General features: G+C 71.7%; 23 protein-coding genes. 14 read left to right on the forward strand and 9 right to left on the reverse strand.

The genetic code is table 11. The annotated features are described in order from the left end of the window. Positions 1–14 precede the first annotated feature (14 nt). From BLT28_RS35395 to BLT28_RS35425, 7 genes are read left to right on the forward strand one after another with little or no spacing between them, the layout of a single operon-like run. Entirely contained in the window at positions 15–830 is an 816-nt protein-coding gene (locus BLT28_RS35395; RefSeq protein ID WP_030431106.1) for a YveK family protein, read from the forward strand. Positions 831–858: 28 nt separating this feature from the next. Then, positions 859–2217 carry an O-antigen ligase family protein gene (locus BLT28_RS35400; protein WP_030431107.1) on the forward strand — a complete coding sequence of 453 codons (1359 nt, stop codon included), beginning with the start codon at positions 859–861 and terminating at the stop codon, positions 2215–2217. Further along, a complete protein-coding gene (locus BLT28_RS35405) occupies positions 2214–3146 on the forward strand; it encodes a glycosyltransferase family 2 protein (RefSeq protein WP_081900493.1) in 933 nt (310 codons plus the stop codon). Before BLT28_RS35400 ends, BLT28_RS35405 begins: the two co-directional genes overlap by 4 nt. Further along, positions 3143–3949: a glycosyltransferase family 2 protein gene (locus tag BLT28_RS35410; protein ID WP_052407629.1), complete on the forward strand. Its 807-nt coding sequence runs from the start codon at positions 3143–3145 to the stop codon at positions 3947–3949. The genes BLT28_RS35405 and BLT28_RS35410 overlap by 4 nt, the downstream gene beginning before the upstream one ends. Further along, positions 3946–5409, forward strand: coding sequence for an oligosaccharide flippase family protein (locus BLT28_RS35415; protein ID WP_030431110.1), 1464 nt, complete (start codon positions 3946–3948; stop codon positions 5407–5409). The genes BLT28_RS35410 and BLT28_RS35415 overlap by 4 nt, the downstream gene beginning before the upstream one ends. Positions 5410–5459: 50 nt before the next feature. After that, a complete protein-coding gene (locus BLT28_RS35420) occupies positions 5460–6485 on the forward strand; it encodes a glycoside hydrolase family 6 protein (protein ID WP_030431111.1) in 1026 nt (341 codons plus the stop codon). Between the two features lie 49 nt (positions 6486–6534). Next, complete coding sequence (locus BLT28_RS35425; protein ID WP_030431112.1) at positions 6535–7140, forward strand: DUF1707 SHOCT-like domain-containing protein; 606 nt, start codon at positions 6535–6537, stop codon at positions 7138–7140. Between the two features lie 6 nt (positions 7141–7146). Here BLT28_RS35425 and BLT28_RS35430 read toward each other — a convergent pair whose 3' ends face one another. After that, positions 7147–8253, reverse strand: a complete 1107-nt coding sequence (locus BLT28_RS35430; RefSeq protein WP_030431113.1) for a glycosyltransferase — start codon at positions 8251–8253, stop codon at positions 7147–7149. 32 nt (positions 8254–8285) lie between these two features. Next, a complete protein-coding gene (locus tag BLT28_RS35435; RefSeq protein WP_043812630.1) occupies positions 8286–9038 on the reverse strand; it encodes a WecB/TagA/CpsF family glycosyltransferase in 753 nt (250 codons plus the stop codon). Between the two features lie 134 nt (positions 9039–9172). Between BLT28_RS35435 and BLT28_RS35440 the strand changes: the two genes are divergently transcribed. Both BLT28_RS35440 and BLT28_RS35445 read left to right on the forward strand, forming a co-directional pair. Further along, complete coding sequence (locus tag BLT28_RS35440) at positions 9173–9805, forward strand: GNAT family N-acetyltransferase (RefSeq protein WP_052407631.1); 633 nt, start codon at positions 9173–9175, stop codon at positions 9803–9805. Then, positions 9802–11160, forward strand: a complete 1359-nt coding sequence (locus BLT28_RS35445; RefSeq protein ID WP_030431116.1) for a glutamate-1-semialdehyde 2,1-aminomutase — start codon at positions 9802–9804, stop codon at positions 11158–11160. The genes BLT28_RS35440 and BLT28_RS35445 overlap by 4 nt, the downstream gene beginning before the upstream one ends. Here BLT28_RS35445 and BLT28_RS35450 read toward each other — a convergent pair. Next, positions 11052–12383, reverse strand: a complete 1332-nt coding sequence (locus tag BLT28_RS35450; protein WP_052407632.1) for an acyltransferase family protein — start codon at positions 12381–12383, stop codon at positions 11052–11054. The two genes, BLT28_RS35445 and BLT28_RS35450, sit on opposite strands and share 109 nt — an antisense overlap. Before the next feature lie 271 nt (positions 12384–12654). On the opposite strand from BLT28_RS35450, the gene BLT28_RS35455 reads away from it, so the two are divergent. Next, the gene (locus BLT28_RS35455) at positions 12655–13434 is read left to right on the forward strand and encodes a DsbA family protein (RefSeq protein WP_052407633.1); all 780 of its coding nucleotides are present in this window, start codon (positions 12655–12657) and stop codon (positions 13432–13434) included. Beyond that, the gene (locus BLT28_RS35460; RefSeq protein WP_030431119.1) at positions 13431–14249 is read left to right on the forward strand and encodes a cytochrome c biogenesis CcdA family protein; all 819 of its coding nucleotides are present in this window, start codon (positions 13431–13433) and stop codon (positions 14247–14249) included. Before BLT28_RS35455 ends, BLT28_RS35460 begins: the two co-directional genes overlap by 4 nt. Here the strand turns inward: BLT28_RS35460 and BLT28_RS35465 are convergent. Further along, on the reverse strand, positions 14238–15503 hold the full coding sequence (locus tag BLT28_RS35465; protein WP_030431120.1) for a hypothetical protein: 1266 nt from the start codon (positions 15501–15503) through the stop codon (positions 14238–14240). The two genes, BLT28_RS35460 and BLT28_RS35465, sit on opposite strands and share 12 nt — an antisense overlap. Before the next feature lie 312 nt (positions 15504–15815). Here BLT28_RS35465 and BLT28_RS35470 point away from each other — a divergent pair, with 312 nt between their 5' ends. From BLT28_RS35470 to BLT28_RS35480, 3 genes are all read left to right on the forward strand, one after another. Further along, entirely contained in the window at positions 15816–16316 is a 501-nt protein-coding gene (locus BLT28_RS35470) for a DUF3145 domain-containing protein (RefSeq protein WP_030431121.1), read from the forward strand. 45 nt (positions 16317–16361) lie between these two features. Beyond that, positions 16362–16949 (forward strand): hypothetical protein, encoded by a 588-nt coding sequence (locus BLT28_RS35475; RefSeq protein WP_156051205.1) that lies wholly within the window; start codon positions 16362–16364, stop codon positions 16947–16949. Positions 16950–17039: 90 nt separating this feature from the next. Beyond that, positions 17040–17837: an endonuclease/exonuclease/phosphatase family protein gene (locus BLT28_RS35480; protein WP_030431123.1), complete on the forward strand. Its 798-nt coding sequence runs from the start codon at positions 17040–17042 to the stop codon at positions 17835–17837. A 54-nt stretch (positions 17838–17891) separates the two neighbouring features. Here BLT28_RS35480 and BLT28_RS35485 read toward each other — a convergent pair whose 3' ends face one another. The 5 genes from BLT28_RS35485 to BLT28_RS35505 all read right to left on the reverse strand — a co-directional run bounded on the left by BLT28_RS35485 (position 17892) and on the right by BLT28_RS35505 (position 22750). Further along, entirely contained in the window at positions 17892–19118 is a 1227-nt protein-coding gene (locus BLT28_RS35485; protein WP_030431124.1) for a beta-ketoacyl-[acyl-carrier-protein] synthase family protein, read from the reverse strand. Next, complete coding sequence (locus BLT28_RS35490; protein WP_030431125.1) at positions 19115–19357, reverse strand: acyl carrier protein; 243 nt, start codon at positions 19355–19357, stop codon at positions 19115–19117. Before BLT28_RS35490 ends, BLT28_RS35485 begins: the two co-directional genes overlap by 4 nt. 71 nt (positions 19358–19428) lie before the next feature. After that, positions 19429–20415, reverse strand: a complete 987-nt coding sequence (locus tag BLT28_RS35495; protein WP_030431126.1) for a beta-ketoacyl-ACP synthase III — start codon at positions 20413–20415, stop codon at positions 19429–19431. After that, entirely contained in the window at positions 20412–21347 is a 936-nt protein-coding gene (locus BLT28_RS35500) for an ACP S-malonyltransferase (RefSeq protein ID WP_269459615.1), read from the reverse strand. Before BLT28_RS35500 ends, BLT28_RS35495 begins: the two co-directional genes overlap by 4 nt. 197 nt (positions 21348–21544) lie before the next feature. After that, positions 21545–22750 (reverse strand): PucR family transcriptional regulator, encoded by a 1206-nt coding sequence (locus BLT28_RS35505; protein ID WP_030431128.1) that lies wholly within the window; start codon positions 22748–22750, stop codon positions 21545–21547. Positions 22751–22785: the final 35 nt, after the last annotated feature.

Below are 22785 nucleotides of genomic sequence, written 5' to 3' on the forward strand. Positions count from 1 at the left end.
ATCGGAGAACGACAGTGGACGCTCTGGACTTGCTGCGGACGGTGCGCAGGCGGTGGGCTCTCGCCGCCGTGCTGGCAGTGGGCCTTGCCGCCCTGCTGACCAGCGTCGCGTTCCTCGTCCCGCAGCAGTACCGGGCCAACGCCAGCATGCTCGTGCTGCGCGCGCACAGCGGCGAGGACCGCAACCCCTTCGCCGCCGTGGATCCCGCGCAGGGGCAGGCCGCGATCCTGCTGCTGAAGGTGGTGAACACACCGCCGATGCGGCAGCGCATGGCCGCCCAGGGCGCCACCGCCGAACTGGAGATCTCCAACGAGGGCAGCGGGACCGTCGCCGCCGACAGCCCGTTCATCACCGTCGTGGCGACCGGGCAGAACCCGGAGTCGGTGCGCGCCACGGTCGACATCGCCATGCGGGAGCTGCGCACGGAGCTCAAGCGCAGGCAGGACGAGATGCGGGTGCCCCCGGAGGGGCAGCTCAGCCTGACCGTGATCGTCGGGCCCGAGACGATCACCACGACGCGCTCCGAGCAGCTGCGGGCGCTCGCGATCAGCGGCGGCATCGGGCTGGTGCTCCTGCTGGCCATCGTCGTGATGGTGGACCGGGCGCAGCAGCGGCGGGCCCGGGTGCCGTTCGCGCTGGCCCGCAAGCAGGAGGAGGCCGAGCCGGAACCCGTCGACCCGGAGCCATCGGTGCAGCTGGAGGCGGAACGGTCGGCAGCCGCGCGGGCCGCGGTGGCCAGGGTGACCCGGAACGCGCCCACCTCGATCGACCGCGAGACCGACGCGCTGGGCATCCGCTACCAACGCCCGCAGGACAGGGCGAGCCGGTGACTCGCGTCCGTGACGCCTCGGACGCCCGGTGATCGCCGGGGCCACTGAACGGCTGGTGGCGATCCACGACGTCGCCAAGGCCAAGACCAGCGTGCGGCGGCGGACGGCCCGTGAGTTCTTCGCCACGGTGCCCGCGCACTACGTTCTCGTGGTCTTCGCGGCGCTGTTGGCCTTGCCGCAGAACGTCGTCATCGCCGGAGTCGGCGGATCGCTCACGCCCGCGCGCCTTGTCGCCGCGATCTGCCTGATCTGGTGGGTCGTGGCACGCGCGGCCGGGGGAATGGGCATGCGCATCGAGGTGAACCCGGTGCGCGCCACGGTGCTCGCCGGATCCCTCGTGCTGCTGGCCGCGCACGCGCTCGCGCTCGGACTGGGCACGCCCGCGGAACTGCTCGGTGGCGCAGGTCGCGGCTGGATGCTCTACGCGCTGTGCGTCGGGGTGGCGTTGCTGGCGTGCGACGGACTCGCCGGGCTCGGCGCGCTGCGGGCGGTTCTGGGCGCGGTCGTGCTCGGTGTGACCGCCTCCGCCTTCGCCGCCGTCGTGCACTTCGCGGTGAAGACCGATCTGCGCGCGCTGATCTCCTTGCCCGGTATGGAGGTCCAGGGCCTCGGCAAGATCGACCTGGCGCGGGGCGGGCTCGAACGCGCGCTCGGCTTCGCCAACCACCCCATCGAACTCGCGGCGCTGTCGTCATCGGCGATCCCGCTCGCGCTGTACCTGACGCGGTTCGCGCGCAAGCGGCTCCTGTGGTGGGGGTGCGTTCTCGTGCTGGTCGCGGGAATCGTGGTCAGCATCTCGCGCACCGGACTGCTCGGTCTCGCGATGATCGGCCTTTTCCTGTTGCCGCGCTTGGGGATTCTCCGCTGGGCGCTGGGTGCTGTTGTGGCGGGTGTGTTCGCGACACTGGCCATGACGGCGGAGCCGAAGCTGTTCGCGGTGATCAGCCAGACCGTCGTGGGCTCCAGCAACGACTACAGCGTCTGGAGCCGTTTGGCGGACTACGACTACGTCATCTCCCGCCTGGAGCAGCGCCCGTGGAGCGGACAGGGGCTGGGCACCTACACGGCGCCACCACAACCGTTCCTGGACAACCAGTACCTGTTGACCCTCGTCGAGTCGGGGATACCGGGGCTGCTGGTGCTGGTGGCACTGCTGCTGGTGCCGGTGTTCTCGGCGCGGGCCGCGTGGATCCGCTTGGGGCGGCTGGGGAACAGCTCCGAGCTGCGGGACGCGGCGTGGGCGGTCGGGAGCGCTCTCGCGGTCGCCGCGATGTGCTTCGCGACCTTCGACGCGTTGGCGTTCCCCCAGTTCCAGGGTATGACCTTCCTGTTGATCGGTGTCGGGGGCGCGATCGCGTCCTGGGAACGGGCGGAGACGTCGTCATGAGACCACCAGTGCTGGTCGCCGTGGTCACCTACAACTCCGCAGCGGACCTCCCCGAGCTGTTCCGGAGCCTGCCGGACGCCCTGACCGGGGTGCCGTCGTGGCGCGTCGTGGTCGCGGACAACGCCTCCGGCGACGGCAGCGCGGACCTCGCCAGGAACCTGCTGCCCACGGCCGAGGTCGTGGAGACGGGCGGCAACCTCGGGTACGCGGCCGGGGTGAACGCCTGCCTCTCACGGGCGAAGGAGGGCGAGGCGGTGTTCGTGCTCAACGCCGACGTCCGCCTGGCCCCCGGATCGGTCGGCACGCTGCTCGACGCCTTCGCCGATCCCGCCGTGGGCATCGCGGTGCCGGTGGTGACCCACCCGACCGGAGAGCCAGAGCCGACGCTGCGGCGCAGACCGACCCCGGCGCGGGTGCTCGGCGACGCTCTGCTCGGCAGGCGGGCGACGGCCTTTCCCGCGCTGAGCGAGCAAATCCCGGTCGGCAACCACGAAGAACCTGACTGGGCCAACGGTGCGACGCTGCTCATCGGACCGCACGTCTGGCCCCGTGTCGGACGGTGGCGCGCGGAGTTGTTCCTCTACTCGGAAGAGGTCGACTACTGCTTGCGCGTCAAGGACGCCGGCTGGTCGATCCGCCAGGTCCCCGGTGCGCTCGCCGTCCACCGCGGCGGCGAGGTCGCCTCCTCCCCGGCGTTGTGGGCGCAGCTGGTCACCAACCGCGTGGTGCACGCGGCTCGGTGGAACGGCGCGACCGGTGCGCGTTGCGTGTGGGCCGCGTTGGTCCTGGCTCAGGTCATCCGGCTGCCGTTGCGGCGGGGGACGCATCTCGCCGCGCTGCGCGCACTGCTGGCGGGTCGCCGGGCGCTTCTGTCCGGGCATCCCACCAATCCCGCCGCACCACAGGAGTTCTTCGGGGGACAACGATGAACCGTGACTACGGACTGCTGCCGCCCGCGGCGAAGAAGCTGCTGCGGCGCGCGGTCGGCAGGTACGTGGTCGGTGAGCGGTGGTGGGCTGTCAGGTTCGCGAAGGAGCGCGCCGCCGCGGTCCGCGCCGAGCACCGCGAGGTCGCTCGCCTGGCGCGGTCGCACGCACCGGCCGAGGCCATGGTGACCGTCGTCGTGCCTACCTACCGGCGAGCCGATCGGCTCCGCGACGCGGTCACCAGCGCGCTCGCGCAGACCGTCACCGACGTCGCGGTGATCGTGGTGGACGACGGTGGGGGCGAGGTCGGCGGTCTGCCCGACGATCCGCGGCTGACCGTTCTCCGGCTCGCCCGCAACCACGGGAGCCCGGGGTTGGCGCGCAACGTCGCGCTCCGGCTGAGCCGATCGCCGTACGTGGCGTTCCTCGACGACGACAACACGTGGCGGCCGAACCACCTGGAGACGGCGTTGCCCGCGTTGGAGTCCGCGGGGCTGGTCTACACCGACCTGCACCGGCGCAGGCTCGATGGGTCCACTGTGGACGTTCTGGGGCGGGACTTCGACCGCAGGGAACACGCCGACAGCGCCTGGGTCGACGTCAACGCCGTCGTCGTGCGGCGAGCGCCCTGGCTGCGCTTCGACCCCTGGGCCCGGCCCCGTTGGGTCCACCCGAGAGAAGACTGGGAGTTCGTGCACCGCGTCTCAGCACGGTCCGCCGTGACCCACCTGCCGGTGGTCACCGTGGACTACACCGTTCACGACGGCAGCTACTTCAGCGACTGGTCGCGGGAGGCGCTCGGGTGACCGGCGAGTTCCCCGCGGGGGCGGAGACCGCCGAGCGGCGCGGGCTGGCCGGCCGGTTCCGCCGCGGGCTGTGGCTGAGCCTGCTGAACACGCTGCTCTCCCGCGTCGGCACCTTCGTGCTGGGCATCGTGCTCGCGCGGCTGCTCGCCCCGGAGGAGTTCGGGCTGTACGCGACCGCGCTGGTCGTGCAGGGCTTGTTGCTGGCGTTCAACGACTTCGGTGCGGCAACGGCGGTGGTGCGGCGGTCGGGGGACGTGCGGCCGATGCTGCCGACGGCGTGGACGATCTCCGTGCTCGGCGGCGCCTTCGCGTTCGCCGCGTGCGCGGTCAGCGCCCCGGCCCTGGCGTCGGCGCTGGGCAGCCCGCACGCCACCGAGATCGTCCGGTTCCTGGCGATCAACGTGCTGCTGGACGGGTTCGCCTGCGTGCCGGGCGCGATGCTGACCCGCGAGCTGGCCCAGGCCCGCAGGCTCGTCGCCGACCTCTCCGGCACCGTGGTCAACCTCGCGGTGACCGCCACGCTGGCCTTCCTCGGCTGGGGCGCGTGGTCGCTGGCGATCGGGCACGTCACCGGGACCGCCCTGGTGGTGGTGCTGCTGTTCGTGCTCAGCGGGCACGTGCCGAACTTCGGTTTCTCCGCGGAGCACTTCAAGGAGGTCGGCGCCTACGGGATCTCCGTCGTGGCGTCCTCGCTGCTGGTGATGCTCGCGCAGAGCGTGCCGCAGATGGTCACCGGCAGCCTGCTCGGAGCGACCGCGCTCGGGTTCTTCTACCTGGCGAGCAACGTGGCGAACTGGCCGGTCTCGATCGTCGCCGGCACGGTCGAACGGGTCGCGCTCGCGGTGTTCGCCCGAGCCAGGGAGCACAGCACCGACCTCGACCGCGCCGCGGGCGGGGTGATGGGACTCGTCGGGGTGGCGCTGCTGCCGGGCGGGGTGGCGCTGGCACTGCTGGCCGAGCCCGTCGTCGAGGTGGTCTACGGGCACCGGTGGGCCCCGGCCGCCGTCGTGCTCAGCGGGCTGGCGATCGCCGCGATCGGCCGGGTCTTCGCCGACATGGCGCTGCACCTGCTGCTCGCGGTGGGCGCCCCGCTGTCGTCGGCGTTGATCCAGCTGTGGTGGCTGGTGACGCTGGTGCCCGCGACCGTGGTCGCCGCGAAGCTGTGGGGGCTGCCCGGGATCGGCTGGGCGCAGGCGGCGGTGGCGTTGCTCGTCGCCGTTCCGGTGCACCTGTGGGGCTTGCGGCGCGCCGGGATCAGGGTCGTGTCGCTAGTCCGGGGGATGCTGCCGTCATCGCTGTCCGCTGTCGCGACCGCCGGGGGACTGGTCCTGATCCGGGTGCTCTCGACGAACCCGCTACTGACCGTCGCGCTCGGCGGGCTGCTCACGGCCGCGGTCGTCGCGTACGGGTGGTTTCGGTTCCGGCACACCTTGGACTCGGCACTCGCCGCCGCCGAGTAGCGGCGCTCGGCTCGACGTAGCATTTCCGCTGGTGAGAGGTGGTGTTCGGAATGCGAAGACGCAGGGTTCGGTTACTGGTCGCCGGCATGGCCGCCGCGCTGCTGCTGACCGCGTGCGGCACCGGTCCCGACCCGGTCCCGCCGCCCGACCGCTCCGACCGCAACTCCTCCCGAGCGCCCAACCCGGTGCCGAGCCCCCTGGCGTCCGGCACGTTCTTCTACGTCGACCCGGAGGCCAACGTCGTCTCCTGGTTGCGGAACAACCGCGAGGACGGCCGGGCTCCCCTGATCGAGCAGCGCATCGCCGGGCAGGCGACCGCCCGGTGGATCGGCGCCGGTGAGAACACCCACGGCCGCGTCTCCGGTTTCGTCTCCGGCGCCTACGCCCGCGGCCAACTCCCCCTGCTGGTCGCCTACAACATCCCCAACCGCGACTGCGGCAACCACTCCGCGGGCGGGGCGCGCTCGGCCGACGAGTACCTGAGGTGGATCGACGTGGTGGGGCGGGCGATCGGCGACCGGCCGGCGCTGCTCATCCTGGAACCGGACGCGGTGATCCACCTCTCCTGCCTCGACGAGGCGCAGCGCCAGGAGCGCAAGCGGATCCTGACCGCGGCGGTGTCCGCGCTCAACCGGCTCGCCACCTCGACGTGGGTCTACCTCGACGGCGGCGACGGCGCGCAGAACCCGGCCGCCCAGGTGGCGGCGGGCCTCGCCGAGTCCGGGATCGGCGCGGGAGCGCGGGGCTTCGCGGTGAACGTGTCCAACTTCAACAGCACCGACGACGCCACCCGCTACGCCGCGCAGCTCAAGCGGATCCTGGCCGACCAGCACAGCGTCGACGCCGGGTTCGTCGTCGACACCAGCCGCAACGGCAACGGCTCCGACGGCACCTGGTGCAACCCCGGCGGCCGGTCGCTCGGCGCGCCACCGCAGGTCGGCGGGCCGGGCGGAGCCGACGCGCTGCTGTGGGTGAAGCGCCCCGGTGAGTCCGACGGCGACTGCGGCGTCGGCGCGGGCACCTCGTCCGGGGCCTTCTACCCGGAGCTGGCCATGCGGCTCATCAACGGCGACTGATCGGTAACGACGTGCCCGGCGGGCTTGCGGATTCGCTAGCCTCGGCGGCATGAATGACCAGCCCGAGTTGCGGGTCGGCGATGTCGAGCGGGAACAGATCGCGCAGCTGCTCAACCAGGCCGTCGGCGAAGGCCGCCTGACCCTGACCGAGTACAACGAGCGCGTCGGCCTCGCCTACGCCGCCCGCACCAGGGGCGAGCTGGACCTCGTCGTCGCCGACCTGCCCGTGGCCCGCCCCTCCGCCGCCCCCCTGCCCGCCGTGTACGAGGGCGGCACCGGCAAGCGCCAGTGGGCGGTCGCGGTGATGAGCGGGGCCGTGCGCAACGGCCGCTGGCGGGTCGAGGCGGACATCAGCGCCTTCGCCATGATGGGCGGCATCGAGCTGGACTTCCGCAAGGCCGTGCTCACCTCCAAGGTCACCACGATCACCGCGGTGGCCATCATGGGCGGGATCCAGATCACCGTCCCGCCCGGCGTGCGCGTCGAGGTGGGCGGCTTCAGCTTCATGGGCGGCAAGGACGTCAACGTCGACGAGGACTCGGTCACCCCGGACTCGCCCACCATCCGCATCAACGGCTACGCGGTCATGGGTGGCATCGAGATCGTCACCAAGCAGCCCAAGCAATCCAAGCGGATCGGGAGCTACGACGACTGACCCGCACTACGGCGCGGGGAGCAGAGGCGTTTCCGTCGTGGTGGCGTTGTGCCTGGCGAGCCACGATGCGACGTCCACAGTGGACTCTCCGGCTCGCCACGCGGCGATCACCGACGCGGTCGCGGCGGGGCCGTCCGCCACCAGCCACGGGCCGTTGGGGTCCACGGCGGCGGCGAGCTGGGGTGGCACCACCGAGGGGAGACCGTACTCGGCGGCCTCCAGCATCTTCACGCTGATCCCGGTCGAAGCGCCGAAGCGCGGCACCACGACCAGGCCGACCCTGCGGTAGAAGTCGGCCTCCCGCTCGACGCGGCCGAGCGCGGTGACGCCCCGGTGGCCCGCGTAGGACTCGGTGCCGTTGCCCGCCAACACATAGGGCACGTCCTGGCCGAGCCGGTCCAGCTCCGCGCGCACGGGGCCGACCAGCGCCGCGAGGGCGCGCTCGTTCGGCGGCCAGCTCGCCTTGCCGATGAAGCCCAGCGCCTCCGCCTGCACCGGAGCCGGCTGCGGGATCAACGGCAGCGGCAGGTGCGCGGCGCCGATTCCCCAGCCGCGCACCACGTACGCGTCGGTGCGGGACAACGTGAAGACCTTGTCCGGCAGCGTGAGCAGCCTCCGCTCCGCGCGCGGCAGGCGCCACGTCTCACCCAGCAGCCGCAGGGCGCGCGGGGAATGCTCCGCCGCGATCGTGGACTCCACGTTGTGCGCGATGTGCGAGGTCACGGCGACCCCGGCCGCCTCGGCGAGCAGCAGGCCGGGCCAGCCGCTGGTGATCACCACGCGACCGGCCGCGCGCTCCCGGAGCAGGGCCGCGGCGCGGCGCCAGCCCGGGAACACCGTGAACTTCCTGGCCAGGTACGGCTCGGGACTGGTGAGCATGCCCGCGGCGACGCGGAGCAGCCGGGCGCGGTCGCCGCGCACCTCGAGGGGCACCGAGCCCGCGGAGTGGCAGGGCAGGCCCTCGTCGGACCAGCTGCCCTCGTCGCCGGTCACGCACACCACGTCGACGTCGTGCGAGCGGCGCAGCATGGCGAGCAGACGCCGGTCCACCCAACCGCTTCCGCCCAGCTCGCGCCTGCCGAGCGGGTAGGTGGTGACGAAGCACAGTTTCACGGCGCCTCCGCTGGGAGAAGTACGTCGGCGGTTCACGTGTTCCTCCGCAGACCGAAGCGCTCGGCGAGCACCCGGCCGAGGAACAGCGGGTTGCCGACGACGTAGCGCTGGAAGAGCCGCCGCGGTTCCCGGGCCAGCCGGTACAGCCACTCGACGCCCGCGCGGCGCATCCACGCGGGCGCCCGCTCGACCTTGCCCGCGGTGAAGTCGAGGAAGGCGCCCACAGCGATACCCAACCGGGCGCCGGTCGCGGTGAGGTAGCGGTCCAGCCACAGTTCCTGCGCCGGGTTGCCCATCGCCACGACCAGCACCTCCGCGCCGCTTGCCCGGATCCGGCCGACCACGGCCTCCACGTCGGGGGAGAACCCGTGCTGGGTGCCCACGATCTTCAGCCCGGGGATCGCCGCGGTGAGCTTGTCCGCCGCCGTCTCGGCGATACCGGGCTCCCCGCCGAGCAGGTACACCGCGGCGCCGCGGTCGGCCGCCTCGCGCAGGACCTTCGGGGTGAAGTCGGTTCCGTTGAGGTTGGCCGGAAAGACATCTCCCCGCAGCCGGGCCGCGATCGCCAGGCCGGACCCGTCGTTGAGCACCAGCGCGGCGTCCGCCAGCACCCGCCGGTACGCGGGGTTCGCGCAGGCCACGTTCAGCGAGTGCGCGTTGGCGTAGACGACGACCGCCTCCTGCTGTCCCTCGAACAGCCGCTTGACTTCGCCGAGAGCGGCTTGTTCGGTCAGCTTGGCGACGCGCACACCGAGGATCGGCACGGTCGGGATGTCCGTTCGCATGTAACTATCTTGCCGCCCCGGCCGATGGGGTATGCGACCGAAGACCCGCTTGCGGGGCCGAGCATCAACACCGTCTTGTACGACAGCAAATTTCCGGTCTGAGGGTGTCCTATGTGCACAGTTGGTCGACCACGGTGAGAGTCCGCTCGCTCGCGAGTGCCGCCGCCCGCCGACTCCGTCCCGAACACCCCGGCTGGCCCGCCGTCCTCGGCCCCGAGCTGGACCAGGGCCGTCGCCTGCGGTTGCGACCGCCGCGCGCCGAGGACGCCGCGGACTGGGCCGCCGCGGTCCTCGCGGACAGGGACCTGCTGGAGCCGTGGTGGCCGAGCAGCGAGCAGTCCTGGGCGGAGCGCGCCGACGAGGCGCGGTGGCGGGAGCGCGGCTGGTCGGCCGCGCGCGCCGCCCGCAACGGCTACCTGGTGCCCTTGGTGATCGAGGTGGACGGGAGCTTCGGCGGCGAGATGGTGCTCGACCGGGTCGACCGCGCGAACGGCACCGCGGAGCTCGGCGCCTGGGTGGCCTCGGCATTCCACGGCACCAGCGTGGCGCGGCGCTCGTTGCGGCTGATGGTGCGGCACGCTTTCACCGAGGTCGGGCTGCGTCGGATCGTCGCCCCGGTCGGCGTCGGCAACCGAGCGGCCAGGCTCGTACTGGCGCGCAACGGGTTCCACAAGGAGGGCGTGTTGAGAGAGCACATGCACGTCGGCGGGCGGCTGCTCGACCACGAGCTCTGGTCGCTGTTGCCGGGGGATGTGGACTGGCTGTGAGCAGCAACGACGGTTCCACGGACTTCACCCGCTCGGCGCGCCTGCAGGCGCGCCTGCACGACCTCGTCCCGGGCGGGGCGCACACCTACGCCCGCGCCTGCGACCAGTACCCCGAGCACATGGCGCCGGTCCTGGAACGGGGCAGCGGCGCGCACGTCTGGGACGTCGACGGGAACCGCTTCGTCGAGTACGGCATGGGACTGCGCTCGGTGACCCTCGGGCACGGCTACGAGCCGGTGCTCGCCGCGGTCGGGGAGGCCATCGCGAACGGGATCAACTTCTCCCGGCCGACCGCGCTGGAACTCGCCGCGGCGGAGGACTTCCTCGCCGGGGTGCCCGGGGCGGACATGGTGAAGTTCGCCAAGAACGGCTCCGACGCCACCACCGCCGCGCTCCGGCTGGCCCGCGCCGCCACCGGCCGGGACAAGGTCGCGATCTGCGCCGACCAGCCGTTCTTCTCCGTCGACGACTGGTTCATCGGCACCGCCGGGATGAACGCGGGCATCCCGCGCTCGACCCGGGAGCTGACCGTCTCCTTCCGCTACAACGACCTGGCCTCACTGCGTTCGCTGTTCGAAGTCCACAGTGGACAGATCGCGGCCGTCTTCCTGGAGGCGGCGACCGCGCTGCGCGAGCCCGAGCCCGGCTTCCTCGAAGGCGTGCGCGAGATCTGCGACCGCGAGGGCGCGGTGCTGGTCTTCGACGAGATGATCACCGGATTCCGCTGGTCGGCCGGTGGGGCGCAACAGGTCTACGGCGTGCGGCCGGACCTGTCCTGCTGGGGCAAGGCGATGGGCAACGGCTTCCCGATCTCCGCGCTGGCCGGCAAGCGCGAGCTGATGGAGCTGGGCGGGCTGCGCACGGACGCGGCCCGGGTCTTCCTGCTCTCCACCACGCACGGTCCCGAAACGGCGTCGCTGGCGGCGTTCCGGGCCGTGGTCCGCGCTTATCGCGAAACCGATCCGATCGGCGTGATGGAGCGGCAGGGCGCCGTGCTGGCCGACGCGGTCAACGACGTGTCCAAGGAGCTCGGCACCTTCCCCGCCGTCTCCGTCATCGGCAGACCGTCGTGCCTCGTGTTCACCACCGCCGACGCCGACGGCGAGCCGTCCCAGGCATTCCGGACGCTGTTCCTCCAGGAGCTGCTTCGGCACGGCGTGCTCGGCCAGTCCTTCGTGATCTCCGCGGCGCACACCGAAGCCGATGTCGAGCACACGGTCTCCGCCGTGCGCGCGGCGCTGGAGGTCTACCGCAAAGCGCTGGACGCGGGGAGCGTGGAGGGGCTGCTCGACGGGCGTCCGGTCGCACCGGCGCTGCGTTCCCACGCGGCACCGAGGCGGTTACCCGACCGCTGAGACTCGACGAGCAGCACCGCGACGCCGACCGTCATCGCGAGGACCGCGTGTGATGCGTGCGGGTTGGTCAGATCGAGCCCGTGGCGCGTGGCTTCGCGCACGCCGTACGCGCAGATGAGCAAGCCTGCGAGCGGCCATCGTGAGTCCACTGTGGGCAGAGCGAGCTGTACGCGGCGCACCACGCGCAGCACTCCGATCAGAGCGAGAGTGCTGAGTGCGAGCCACAGCGGTCGGGAAAGCCACCAACCGAGGCCGGGCGACGGCAACAGGACTTGCGGCGCCAGCAACGCGATCCCGAGGAGCATCGCCCCCGCGGGAAGGTGCCACAGGTACACCGACATGACAGAAGGGTTGGCGCGCTTGAGGAATCGCCGCGCCCGCTCACCGGAAAGCTTGCGCTCGGCCCATCGTGCGACCAACAGGAACACGCACACCTGCGCGAACGAGAGCACGATCATCGCCAGCGTCGGCGGGGACAGGTTGGAGATGGGAACGCCCGGCAGCCCGAGCATGCTCGGCGGGTACGGTCCGGCGAAGACCATCGTGGCCATCGCGGCGACGGACACCGCGATGAGCGCGTACAGCCACGGACGCGTGAAGCGGGCGAAAGCTCCTCGCGCGTAAGCGATTCCGAACTGGTGCGCGGTCAGCCAGACGAGCAGGAAGTTGATGTCGCCGCCGATGCCGATGTCCGCGACCAGTCCCACGGTGGAGAACCGTACGAAGTCCACAATGGACACACCGGTGGCCATGGCGAGCGGGACGGCCAGGCCGAAGCGGTCGTGCAGCCGCACCATGAGCGGCGCGAGGCAGACGACGACGAGGTAGATCGCCAGGAACCACAAGGGTTTCATGACCTGGTGGCCCACGGTCGCGACCGGCTGGAGGCCGAGCGTCCCACCCACCGTGCTCACCGCGCTGAACAGCACGACAAGGGGGATCGCCGGGATCATCAGGCCCATGGCGCGCTTCGCCAGGAACGATTCCCCGCGTGCGCGCGCCGCGTCGACACCCGCCGAGTTGGCGTAGCCACCGGCGAAGAACACCAGCGGCATCACCTGGAGCAACCAGGTCAGCGCCCACACCACCGGCCCGCTGACGCCGATCCCCACCCGCACGGCGCCGTTCTCCACGCCGACGTACGCGCCGAACCAGTGGGCGAACACGACCAGCGCCACCGAACCGACCCGCACCGCGTCGATCAGCGGGTTGCGTTCTTTCATGTTCTCCCCTTGGAATCGGCCTCCTGTCCAGGCTGACGACGGGGGAGCCGGAAAAGGATCTGGCACGCCTCCGACCTGGGCGGCGGCCAGCACCACGGCCGGGGTGGGGCCTGCCATACCCCGGCCCACCGCGTGGGTACGGTGGGATGCTCGATCCCGCAAGCGGATCTTCGGTGGGATGCTCGATCCCGCAAGCGGATCTTCGGTGGGATGCTCGATCCCGCAAGCGGATCTTCGGTGGACAGGTCAGACCCCGCACGGATGAGGACATGTGAGCACGCAGAGCGACCCGCAGCAGGACTTCGCCGCTTCCAAGCCCGACCAGCGCGTGCCGGCGAGCCGCTGGCTGGTACCCGGGCTGGTGGCGGTCGCCCTGGTGGCGCTGGCCCTCGTCACCGCCGGCCGGGGTGGCGGCACCGACGACGAGCCCGCGGCGGCGCCGCAGTCGTCCGCGCGGTCGACCACGCCCACCGACGACGGCACGACGGGCCGCGTCGACGAGTCGGTCTCCCGTCGCAAGGCGGGCGACCCCTACGCGCTGGGCCGGGTCGACGCGCCGGTCGTGCTCGTCGAGTTCGCCGACTACCGCTGCCCCTACTGCGTGAAGTTCGCCACGGACACCAAGCCCGAGCTGATCCGCCGCTACGTGGACAGCGGCACGCTGCGCATCGAGTGGCGCGACTACCCGATGTTCGGCGAGGAGTCGGAGATGGCCGCGCTCGCCGCCCGCGCCGCCGGGCGCCAGGGCAAGTTCTGGCCGTACCACGAACTCGCCTTCGCGGAGGCCCCGCGCCAGGGCCGCGCGTCCTTCCCGCGCGAACGCCTCGTCGAGATCGCCAAGCGCGTCGGTGTCGCCGACCTCAAGCGCTTCGAGGCCGATCTCGCCGATCCGGCGCTCGCCGAGGAGATCAGGGCGGACATGGTGGAGGGCCGCAGGCTCGGCGTGAGCGGGACCCCCGCGTTCGTCCTCAATGGACGGCCGATGGTCGGCGCCCGCCCGCTGGAGGAGTTCGTCGCCGCGATCGAACGCCTCAAGAACACCGCGAAATGACGACCGAGGTCGGTTACCTCGGGGCGCTGCTCGGCGGTGTCCTCGCGCTGGCCAGCCCGTGTTCGGCGTTGCTGCTGCCCGCGTTCTTCGCCTACGCCTTCGAGAACCCGAAGCGGCTGCTGGCCCGCACCGCGGTCTTCTACTGTGGACTGGTCACCACGCTCGTCCCGCTCGGCGTGGCCTCGGCGGTGCTCGGCGCGTTGTTCACCGAGCACCGCGCCACGGTCACGCTGGTCTCCGGCATCGTGCTGATCGTCCTCGGGGTGGCCCAGATCCTGGGCAAGGGCTTCGGATCGCGGCGCGCCCAGGAAACCGCCTCTCGGATCACGATCGGCTCGGCGGCCTCGGTGTTCGCACTCGGCGCCGTGTACGGCCTGGCGGGCTTCTGCTCCGGCCCGATCCTCGGCGCGGTGCTCACCGTCGCGGCGGCGGGCGGTGATCCCGTGTACGGCGGAGTGCTGCTCGCCGTCTACGGGCTCGGCATGGTGCTGCCGCTGTTCGCGCTGGCGCTGCTGTGGGAGCGGCTGAAGCTGGGACAGCGCACGTGGCTGCGCGGGCGCGAGGTGAAGCTCGGCCCGCTGGGCGTGCACAGCACGACGTTGGTCTCCGGCCTTCTCTTCATCGGGATCGGCCTGCTGTTCGTCTTCACCGAGGGGACGGCGGGCCTGAGCGGACTCCTCGACGTGGACACGGAGTTCTCGATCGAACTCTGGGTCCGCGGCCTGGCGCAGTCCGTTCCGGACCTCGCCGTGATCGGTGCGGTCGCAGTGCTCCTCGCGGTGGGGTTCGCGGTGCGTCGCCGCTCAGCCCGGTAGCGGCAGCCGCAGCGCCCGCGCCGCGATCCCGCGCAGTGACACGTCGTCCGGGCTGGACGGCGCGCCGATCCACACGACCTGGACAACGCGCACCCGCTTGGTGTCGCGGGAGGACGCGAACGCGGCCCCCTCGAACGAGGCCGGCCCGTTCGTCCAGCCCTTCCCGGACGACACCAGGTCGGCGATCGCGCCGGTGCCCGGGGTGTCGGCGAGCTTCTGGAACTCCTCCGCGTCGGCCGGATCGGAGAAGCTGACCACCGCGATGGAGACGGCCGCCCGGCGCGGCTCGGAGACCTCGAACAGGGTTCGGATCAGTCCGGAGCACGGGTGCGCGTCGAACCACGTCTGGACGTCCCCGTAGGACTCGCGCGCGCAGTTGGTCGACTTCTCGTTGCCCCTCGGCGTGAAGTCCAGATCGTCCACAGTGGACCGTGTGCTGGTCGGGGCCTGGTTCTGCGCGACCGGCTGCCTGTCCCCGCTGCCGGAGCTCACCACCACGACCAGCAACACCACCACGGCCAGCAGGGCGAGCGCGGCGAGGGCGACGCGTGGACCTTTCCGCTTGGGCGGAACAGGCTGCTCCACGACGGGCAGATCGCGGTAGCGGGGGATCAGGGCCGTGCTCGCGCTGGCGAGATCCGCCGTGACGGCGTCCGGGAAGCCCTCGGAGATCAGTTCACCCGAGTGCAGGTCGCCGGCCTCCTCGTGCAGTCCCGCGAGCAGCCTGCACGCCTGCTCCGCCGTGCACGGGCGGTCGCTGATCGCGAGTTCGCGGACGGCGCTGAGCAGGGAGGAGGGCTTCGGGTGCAGCACGCGCACACCGCGGTGGATGTCCGAGGTCGGCTGGATGACCCGCTCCACGTACGGGCCGACCGCGATCACCGTGCACACCGGCAACGGCTCGGCCCGGACCTCCTGCAGCCGCGCGGTGACCGCGCGCGTGGCCGCCAGCGCCTCCTCCGCGGGACTGTTCGCGCCGTCGTGGCGGGTCAGCGGCCAGCCGTCGACCTTCCACCGGCCCTGCAACGGGGCTTCCAGGCGCAGCGCCGGACTCGGCAGGTCGACGCCGACCACGACCAGCACGACCCGGGGTAACACGATCAGCGCGTCCAGCGGCCGGGCGCAGCCCGGAGGGGTCACTCCGAGCAGGGCGACACCGCCGAGCACCGACGTGCCGTCACCCCATGCGGCCAAGGCGGCGCGAACGTCCGCACCGACCTTGGTCGGCTCACCACCGAGCCGAACCAGCCGCACGGCCCACCTCCTACGAACGACGAACTTCGGGGAGACTGTTTGCGGCACACACGGTAGCCTCGGTCACCCCGACCGGTGACCGGGGCCATCCGATCACGGTGTGCCGTCGGGAGGCCGGTCGTCGCGGGGCGTGTCGTACGGGCGATAGTCCGTCCGCAGCAAAGGTCTCGGGTGGATGTCGCCATATTGGTTCTTATGGCGCACAGCCGCGGTTAAGGGCAAAATGACGCCATGTGATCGCCGGGCGGTCACCTGCTGGAGCACTGACAGGGCGTAGGGGAAGACGTCCCTCGTCAGCAGCGGAGGTCAGCAGTGAGCAACCGGGGCATCACCAGTGGAGTCGTGTACGTCCACTCCTCGCCGTCCGCGGTCTGTCCGCATGTCGAGTGGGCGATTTCGGGCACCCTGGGCGTCCGCGCTGACCTCAAATGGACAGCACAGCCCGCGGCGCCGGGCCAGCTCCGGGCCGAGTGCGCCTGGACGGGCGACGCCGGTACGGGCGGCAAGCTCTCCTCCGCGCTGCGCGCGTGGCCGATGCTGCGCTTCGAAGTCACCGAGGAACCCAGTCCCGGAGTGGACGGCGAGCGGTTCTGCTTCGCCCCGGGGCTCGGCCTGTGGCGGGCGCGCACCAGCGCCAACGGCGACATCGTGGTCAACGAGGACCAGCTGCGCTCCCTCGTCGGCAACCGCAGCGTGGAGGCGATCGCGCACCGCGTCTCCGAACTGGTCGGCTCCGCGTGGGACGACGCTCTCGAGCCGTTCCGCAGGGCCGGCGACGGCGCTCCGGTGACCTGGCTGCACCGGGTGGGCTGAGCCAGGCTTTTCCGGCGCTTGTGGCACGCTGGTGTGGTGGTGCCGGTGAGGACGTCGAAGCGCGCCGGGCAACGCTGGTTGCTTCCGGTGGTGTTGGTGGCAGCCGTGTTCGCGGTGGGTGTCGGGCTCGGCGTCCGGGAGCTGTCCGCGCGGGTGGAGACACCCGTCGTCCCCGCCGTCGTGCTGCCCGAGACCACCTCGCGCAACCCGTCCGCCAACCAGCCCGGTCCGGACACCGTCCAGCTCACCCAGGACGCCGCGACCCACCCGCACGCCGAGGAGATCCGCGAGCTGCTGCAGCGCCACTTCAGCGCGATCAACCGCGGTGACTACGAGGTCTGGAAGACCACCGTGGTCCAGGCGCGGGTGCAGGAGATGCCGCAGTCGAAGTGGCGGGCGGAGTACGAGTCCACACAGGACGGAAGCATCTACGTGCACCGGGTGGACGCGACCGCGGGCGGGGCGTTGCGCGTGATGCTGTCCCTGGTGAGCGTGCAGGACCCGAGCAAGGCCCCGCCGGAGATGCGCGCGAAGTGCATCCGCTGGCGCGTGGTCTACCCGCTGGTTCCGGAGAACGGCAACTGGAAGATCAACCACGGCCTCTACAACAGCGCCCGCACCGCCCGCTGCTAGCCGCCCCCGTTCACCCCGAACGAGTCATTGAGGTACTTGAGTGCACTGAATGACTCATTCGGTGCGTTCGAGGAGAAGGGGGCCGGGCGGATGAGGATCGCCGGGTACAACGTGATGAGCGGCGGGTTCGACGGGTACGACCACGAAACGGCCACGCCGCGGCGGCTGCCGGAGCTGAAGGCGGCGGTGGCGGAGCTGCGCGCGGACGTGGTCGGTCTCATCGACACGTTCCGGTGGGACGAGGTGTTCACGACCGAAGAACTCGGCGAGCACTTCGGCTACGAGCACGTCTTCCACGTCCGGCTCGGCGACGAGCGGCTGACGGAGCTGGGCCACGACAACGGGCTCACGCTGCTGAGCAACGTGGAACTCGCGGACGTCCGGGTCGTCAGGATCGCCACGCGCAACGCGATCGCGGCACGCGTGCTGGGCGAGGAGGAGCTGACGATCGTGCTCGTCTACCTCGACGACCTCAGCGAAGACGTCCGGCTCGCGCAGGTGAGGGCACTGGCCGAGGAGATCGACGTCAACGAGCCGACGATCGTCCTGGGCGACCTGAACTCGCTCAAAGCGGGGGAAGCGCCCGACCTGAGCGGCTACGCCGAGTCGAATCCAGCTGCGGCGGCGGCCTTGGCGCCGGTGGTCGCGGACATGCGGCGCGGGGAGGTCGTTGCGCTGCTGGAGTCCTTGGGACTGCGGGACGCGGACCCGGTCGGCCTGCCGACGATCCCCACGCGGCTGTTCCCCGTCCAGCTGGACCGGGCTCTGCTCCGCCTGGACTACTGCTTCCACTCCCCGTCGGTGGCGGTGCGCGACTTCGCGGTGCCGGACTCCGTGACCTTCCAGAAGGCCTCCGACCACCTGCCGGTCGTCTTCGACGTGGCGTGAACGACAACGGCCCGGTGGGCTCGACGAGAACCCACCGGGCCGCGCGAGGCGGTGCTACACCCTGGTGAACGCCAGGGCGACGTTGTGCCCGCCGAACCCGAAGGAGTCGTTGACCGCGGCTTCGAGCTTGACGTCGCGGGCCTCCCCGGCCACGACGTCGAGCTGGACCCTGGGGTCGAGGTTCTCCAGGTTCAGGGTGGGCGGGACCACGCCGTGGTGCAGCGAGAGCACGGTCGCCATGGACTCCACCGCACCAGAACCGCCGAGCAGGTGCCCCAGCGCGGACTTCGGCGCGGTGATGACCGGGTGCGAGCCGACCGAGCTCTGGATGGCGATCGCCTCGGCGACGTCCCCGACCGGGGTGGACGTGGCGTGCGCGTTGACGTGACCGATGTCGGCGGGGGAGAGCCCACCCGTGGTCAGCGCCTTGGTGATCGCCCTGGCCGCGCCCTTGCCCTCGGGGTCCGGTGCGGTGATGTGGTGCGCGTCGGCACTGGTGCCGACACCGGCGAGCTTCGCGTAGACGCGGGCGCCGCGAGCCTTGGCGTAGTCCTCGCGCTCCAGCACCAGCAGACCGGCGCCCTCACCGAGGACGAAGCCGTCCCGCTGCGCGTCGAAGGGCCGCGAGGCGCGCTCGGGCTCGTCGTTGCGCGTGCTCATGGCCCGCATCTGGCTGAACCCGGCGACCGGGAGGCTGGTGATGCAGGCCTCCGCGCCACCGGCGACGACCACGTCGACCTCGCCGGAGCGGAGCATGCGCCACGCCCAGGCCATGGCCTCCGCGCCGGAGGCGCACGCCGAGACCGGCGCGTGCACACCGCCGCGGGAGCCCAGGTCGAGACCGACCCAGGCGGCCGGGCCGTTGGGCATCAGCATCGGCACCGTGAGCGGTGAGACCTTGCGCTTGCCGTGCTCCTCCAGGAGGTCGTCCTGGTGCAGGATGGTCAGCGCTCCGCCGATCCCGGTGCCCACCACGACGGCGAGCCGTTCGGGATCGACCTCGGGACGACCGGCGTCGGCCCAGGCCTCGCGGGCGGCGACCAGCGCCACCTGCTCACAGCGGTCAAGACGCCGTGCCTCGACGCGGGGCAGGACCTCGGTCGGCTCGACCGCGAGGTGCGCGGCGATGCGCACGTCGAGGTCGAACCGCTCGGACCAGTCGCCCTGCAGCTTGGTCACGCCGCTGCGGCCGGCGACCAATCCGTCCCACGTGGACTTCGCGTCACCGCCCAGCGGGGTCGTCGCCCCGATGCCGGTGACGACCACGTCGGGGAAACTCATGCGTTCGAGGCGATGTAGGTCACCGCGTCGCCGACGGTCTTCAGGTTGACCAGCTCGTCGTCCGGGATCTTCACGCCGAACTTGTCCTCGGCCTGGACCGCGACCTCGACCATGGACAGCGAGTCGATGTCGAGGTCGTCGACGAAGGACTTCTCCAGCTTGACGTCGTCCTTCTCGACACCCGCGACCTCTTCGACGATCTCGGCAAGGCCGGACAGGATCTCTTCGTTGCTCGCCACGTGCGTGTTCCTCTCTTGACTTCCCACCGACCGGAAAGGCGGATCCGCGCTTCCGGAGTTCTTGTTCTCGTTCAGGGACAGATCACGACCTGGCCCGCCGACACCAGCCCGGCGCCGAAACCGACCAGCAGCAGCACGTCACCGGAGGACAGCTCCCCGGCCTTGCGCATGTGGTCGATGGCGATCGGGATGGAGGCGGCCGAGGTGTTGCCACTGTGGACGATGTCCCGTGCCACCACCATGTCCTCGCGCGCCCCGCGCCCGCGCAGGCTGCGCGCGATCGTCTCGACGATGCGCAGGTTGGCCTGGTGCGGGATGAGCGCGTCGACGTCGGAGAGCTTGAGCCCGGCGCGCTCGACGGCCCGCTCCGCGGTCGGCCACACCTCGGTGGTCGCCCAGCGGAAGACCGACTGGCCCTCCTGGAACAGGAAGTTCCGCTCGGTCACGCCGATGGTGCTGGACAGGTCACCGCGGCTGGTCCAGGACACCGGCCCGATCGCGGGCTCGTCCGAGGGACCGACGACCGCGGCACCGGCGCCGTCGGCGAAGATGATCGAGGTCGACCGGTCCTGCCAGTCCACCCAGTTGGAGAACCGCTCCGCGCCGATCACCAGCACGTACCGCGCGGTGCCCGAGCGGATCAGGTCCGAGGCGTTGCCCAGCGCGTAGCAGAAGCCCGCGCAGGCGGCGTTGAGGTCGAAGGCACCCGCGCCGGAGATGCCGAGCGCGTCGGCGACCCTGGCCGCGACGTTGGGGATCGGCACCGACATGGTGCAGGTCGCCACGATCACGGTGTCCACTTCGGACGGATCGATGCCGGAGTCGGCCAGCGCCGCCCTGCCCGCCTCGGTGGCCAGCACGTGCAGCGACTGCTCCTCGGTGGCCAGCCTGCGCTCGGCGATGCCGACCCGGGACCGGATCCACTCGTCGGAGGTCTCGACGATCTTGGCCATGTCGTCGTTGGTCACGACGCGGTCGCCCTGCGCGGAGCCGAAGCCCAGCAGCCTGCTGCCGCCGGGACCGGCGGGCAGCTGGATCAGCGGTCGGGACTCGGTCACGCGGCACCAACGATCAGTTCGGCGGCCTTGTCCAGGTCCGCGGGGCTCTTGAGGGGGAGGCGGTCGACGTGCGGCAGTTCGCGCTTGACCAGGTTGACCAGGGTGCCCGCCGGGGGCAGCTCGATCACGGCGGTGACCCCGCGCTCGGCGAGGGTGGCCATGCAGGCGTCCCAGCGCACCGGCAGGGTCACCTGGGCGACCAGCCTGCGCAGGGCGTCCTCGCCGTCGGAGACGACCGCGCCCTCGGCGTTGGACAGCAGCGGGCGCACCGGAGCGGCCGGGGTGATGGTGGTGACGCGCTTGCCGAGGGCCTCCTCGGCGGGCGCCATGAAGCGGGTGTGGAAGGCGCCCGCGACGGCGAGCGAGCGGATGCGGGTGGCCGCGGGCGGCTCCGCGGTCAGCTTCTCCAGCATGGCGACCGACCCGGCCGCGACGACCTGGCCCTTGGCGTTGCGGTTGGCCGGGTCCAGGCCGAGCTCCGCCAGCCGGGTCAGCACCTCGTCCTCGTCCCCGCCGAGCACCGCGCTCATGCCGGTGGGCTCCAGCGCGCAGGCCGCGGCCATCTCCGCGCCGCGCACCGCGGCCAGTTCCACGGCCTCGTCGGCGGTGAGCACGCCGCTCACCGCGGCGGCGGCGAGCTCACCGACCGAGTGGCCGGCCACCGGGACGTCGGTGGGAACCTCGACCCGGCGGGCCAACTCCTCGAACGCCAGCAGCGACAGCGCCACCACGAGCGGCTGCGTCACCGAGGTGTCCTTGATCTCGTCCGCGCTCGCCGTGGTGCCCAGCCGGAGCAGGTCCAGTCCGGTCGTCTCCGACCACTGCGCCAGCCGCTCCCGGGCACCGTCCAACTCCAGCCAGGGAGTGAGCATGCCGGGCGACTGGGAACCCTGTCCTGGGGCAAGCAGCGCGATCACGTGCTCACTGAACACGGTCACCCTCCCCGCCCGGGATGCCGCCGCTGACGAAGTACCGCTGCCGATTCTGTCGGGTGTCTACAAACTCCGATGTGAGGTCCGGGTTTGCCCACACCACGGTGCCCAGGAAGTGGGAGTGTTCACCCGGGGTTTACCCCTAGGGGTTGTGCTAGCTGCGTCACAGTTCTTTGTTGAATGCGCACGAAACAGGGCTACCAGTGACCCCGCGCACGTGCCAGCCTGCCGACCGCGAGCGACATGCGCAGCACCAGCCCGTCCCGCGGGTCCGAGGCGGTGTACCCGGTCAGCTCGGTGACCCGGCGCAGCCGGTAGCGCACGGTGTTGGGGTGCACGAACAACCGCTTCGCGCAGCTCTCCAGCACGCCGCCGACCTCCAGGTACGCCTCGACGGTCTCCAGCAGCGAGCCGCCGACGTCCACCAGCGGCCGGACCACCTTCTCGATCATCTGCCGCTCGGCCTCGGGGTCCCCGGCCAGCGCCCGCTCCGGCAGCAGGTCGGTGGAGCGCACCGGGCGCGGCGCGTCCGGCCAGGCCACCACCGCGCGCAGGCCGGAGAGCGCGTCGGCGGCGCTGCGGTAGGCGTCGGCCAGCGCGGCCACGGTGGGCCCGGCCACCACCGGCCCCTTGTCGAAGGCGTCGGCCATCCTGGTCAGCACCTCGTGCCCGGCCGGGCTGTCCACCGGTCCGGCGAGCACCACCACCAGGCGAGAGCCCTGCACGCTCAACAGCACCGGACGCCCTATCCGCGCCGCGCGGCTGCGCACCTCGTAGACCACGGCGGGCGGGTCGTCGGAGGGGGAGGCGCCGACCAGCACGGTGGCCTCGGCAGCCGGGTCCCAGCCCAGCGCCGCCGCCCTGGACAGCAGCGACTCCTCCGCATCGCCGCGGACGATGCCGTCGACCATCAGTGCCTCCAGCCGGGCGTCCCACGCGCCCCGCGCCTCGGCCGCGGCGGCGTAGGAGGTGGCCGCGGCGAAGGCGATCTCCCTGCCGTAGCGCAGCACCGCCTCGGTCAGCACCGCGCGCTCGACGTCGTCGGCGGCCAGCGCGGGCATCTCCCGCTCCAGGATGTTGATCGCTATCCGCACCAGTTCCACGGTCTGGCGCAGGCTGACCCAGCGGGAGAAGTCCTTGGGGGCGGCGCGGAAGGCCTCGGCGGTGAGCCGGATCGCCTGCGTCGGGTCGCGCAGCCACTCCACGAAGTTGGCCGCGCCGGTCTGGATCACCAGCAGCACGCTGGCCCGCTGGTCCGCGGGCAGCCTGCGGAACCAGGGCAGCAGCTGGTCCATCTCGCCGATGCTGGAGGAGGCCAGCCCGCCGGACGCGCGTTCGAGGGTGCGCAGGGTGGCCGCGGACATCCCGTGCGAGGGCCCGTCGTCATCGGCGGATGCGGTCATGGCTTAGAGAATCGCACGTCGCCGCGCGAACGGGC

The sequence above is a fragment of the Allokutzneria albata genome (genome assembly GCF_900103775.1).
Taxonomy (GTDB): domain Bacteria; phylum Actinomycetota; class Actinomycetes; order Mycobacteriales; family Pseudonocardiaceae; genus Allokutzneria; species Allokutzneria albata.

Bases quoted from the DNA above. Each gene is read 5' to 3' on its own strand.
- BLT28_RS35460 (WP_030431119.1), top strand. From the start codon at position 13,431: ATGACGACCGAGGTCGGTTACCTCGGGGCGCTGCTCGGCGGTGTCCTC.
- BLT28_RS35505 (WP_030431128.1), bottom strand. From the start codon at position 22,750: ATGACCGCATCCGCCGATGACGACGGGCCCTCGCACGGGATGTCCGCG.
- BLT28_RS35420 (WP_030431111.1), top strand. From the start codon at position 5,460: ATGCGAAGACGCAGGGTTCGGTTACTGGTCGCCGGCATGGCCGCCGCG.
- BLT28_RS35425 (WP_030431112.1), top strand. From the start codon at position 6,535: ATGAATGACCAGCCCGAGTTGCGGGTCGGCGATGTCGAGCGGGAACAG.
- BLT28_RS35480 (WP_030431123.1), top strand. From the start codon at position 17,040: ATGAGGATCGCCGGGTACAACGTGATGAGCGGCGGGTTCGACGGGTAC.
- BLT28_RS35450 (WP_052407632.1), bottom strand. From the start codon at position 12,383: ATGAAAGAACGCAACCCGCTGATCGACGCGGTGCGGGTCGGTTCGGTG.
- BLT28_RS35485 (WP_030431124.1), bottom strand. From the start codon at position 19,118: ATGAGTTTCCCCGACGTGGTCGTCACCGGCATCGGGGCGACGACCCCG.
- BLT28_RS35410 (WP_052407629.1), top strand. From the start codon at position 3,143: ATGAACCGTGACTACGGACTGCTGCCGCCCGCGGCGAAGAAGCTGCTG.
- BLT28_RS35435 (WP_043812630.1), bottom strand. From the start codon at position 9,038: ATGCGAACGGACATCCCGACCGTGCCGATCCTCGGTGTGCGCGTCGCC.
- BLT28_RS35405 (WP_081900493.1), top strand. From the start codon at position 2,214: ATGAGACCACCAGTGCTGGTCGCCGTGGTCACCTACAACTCCGCAGCG.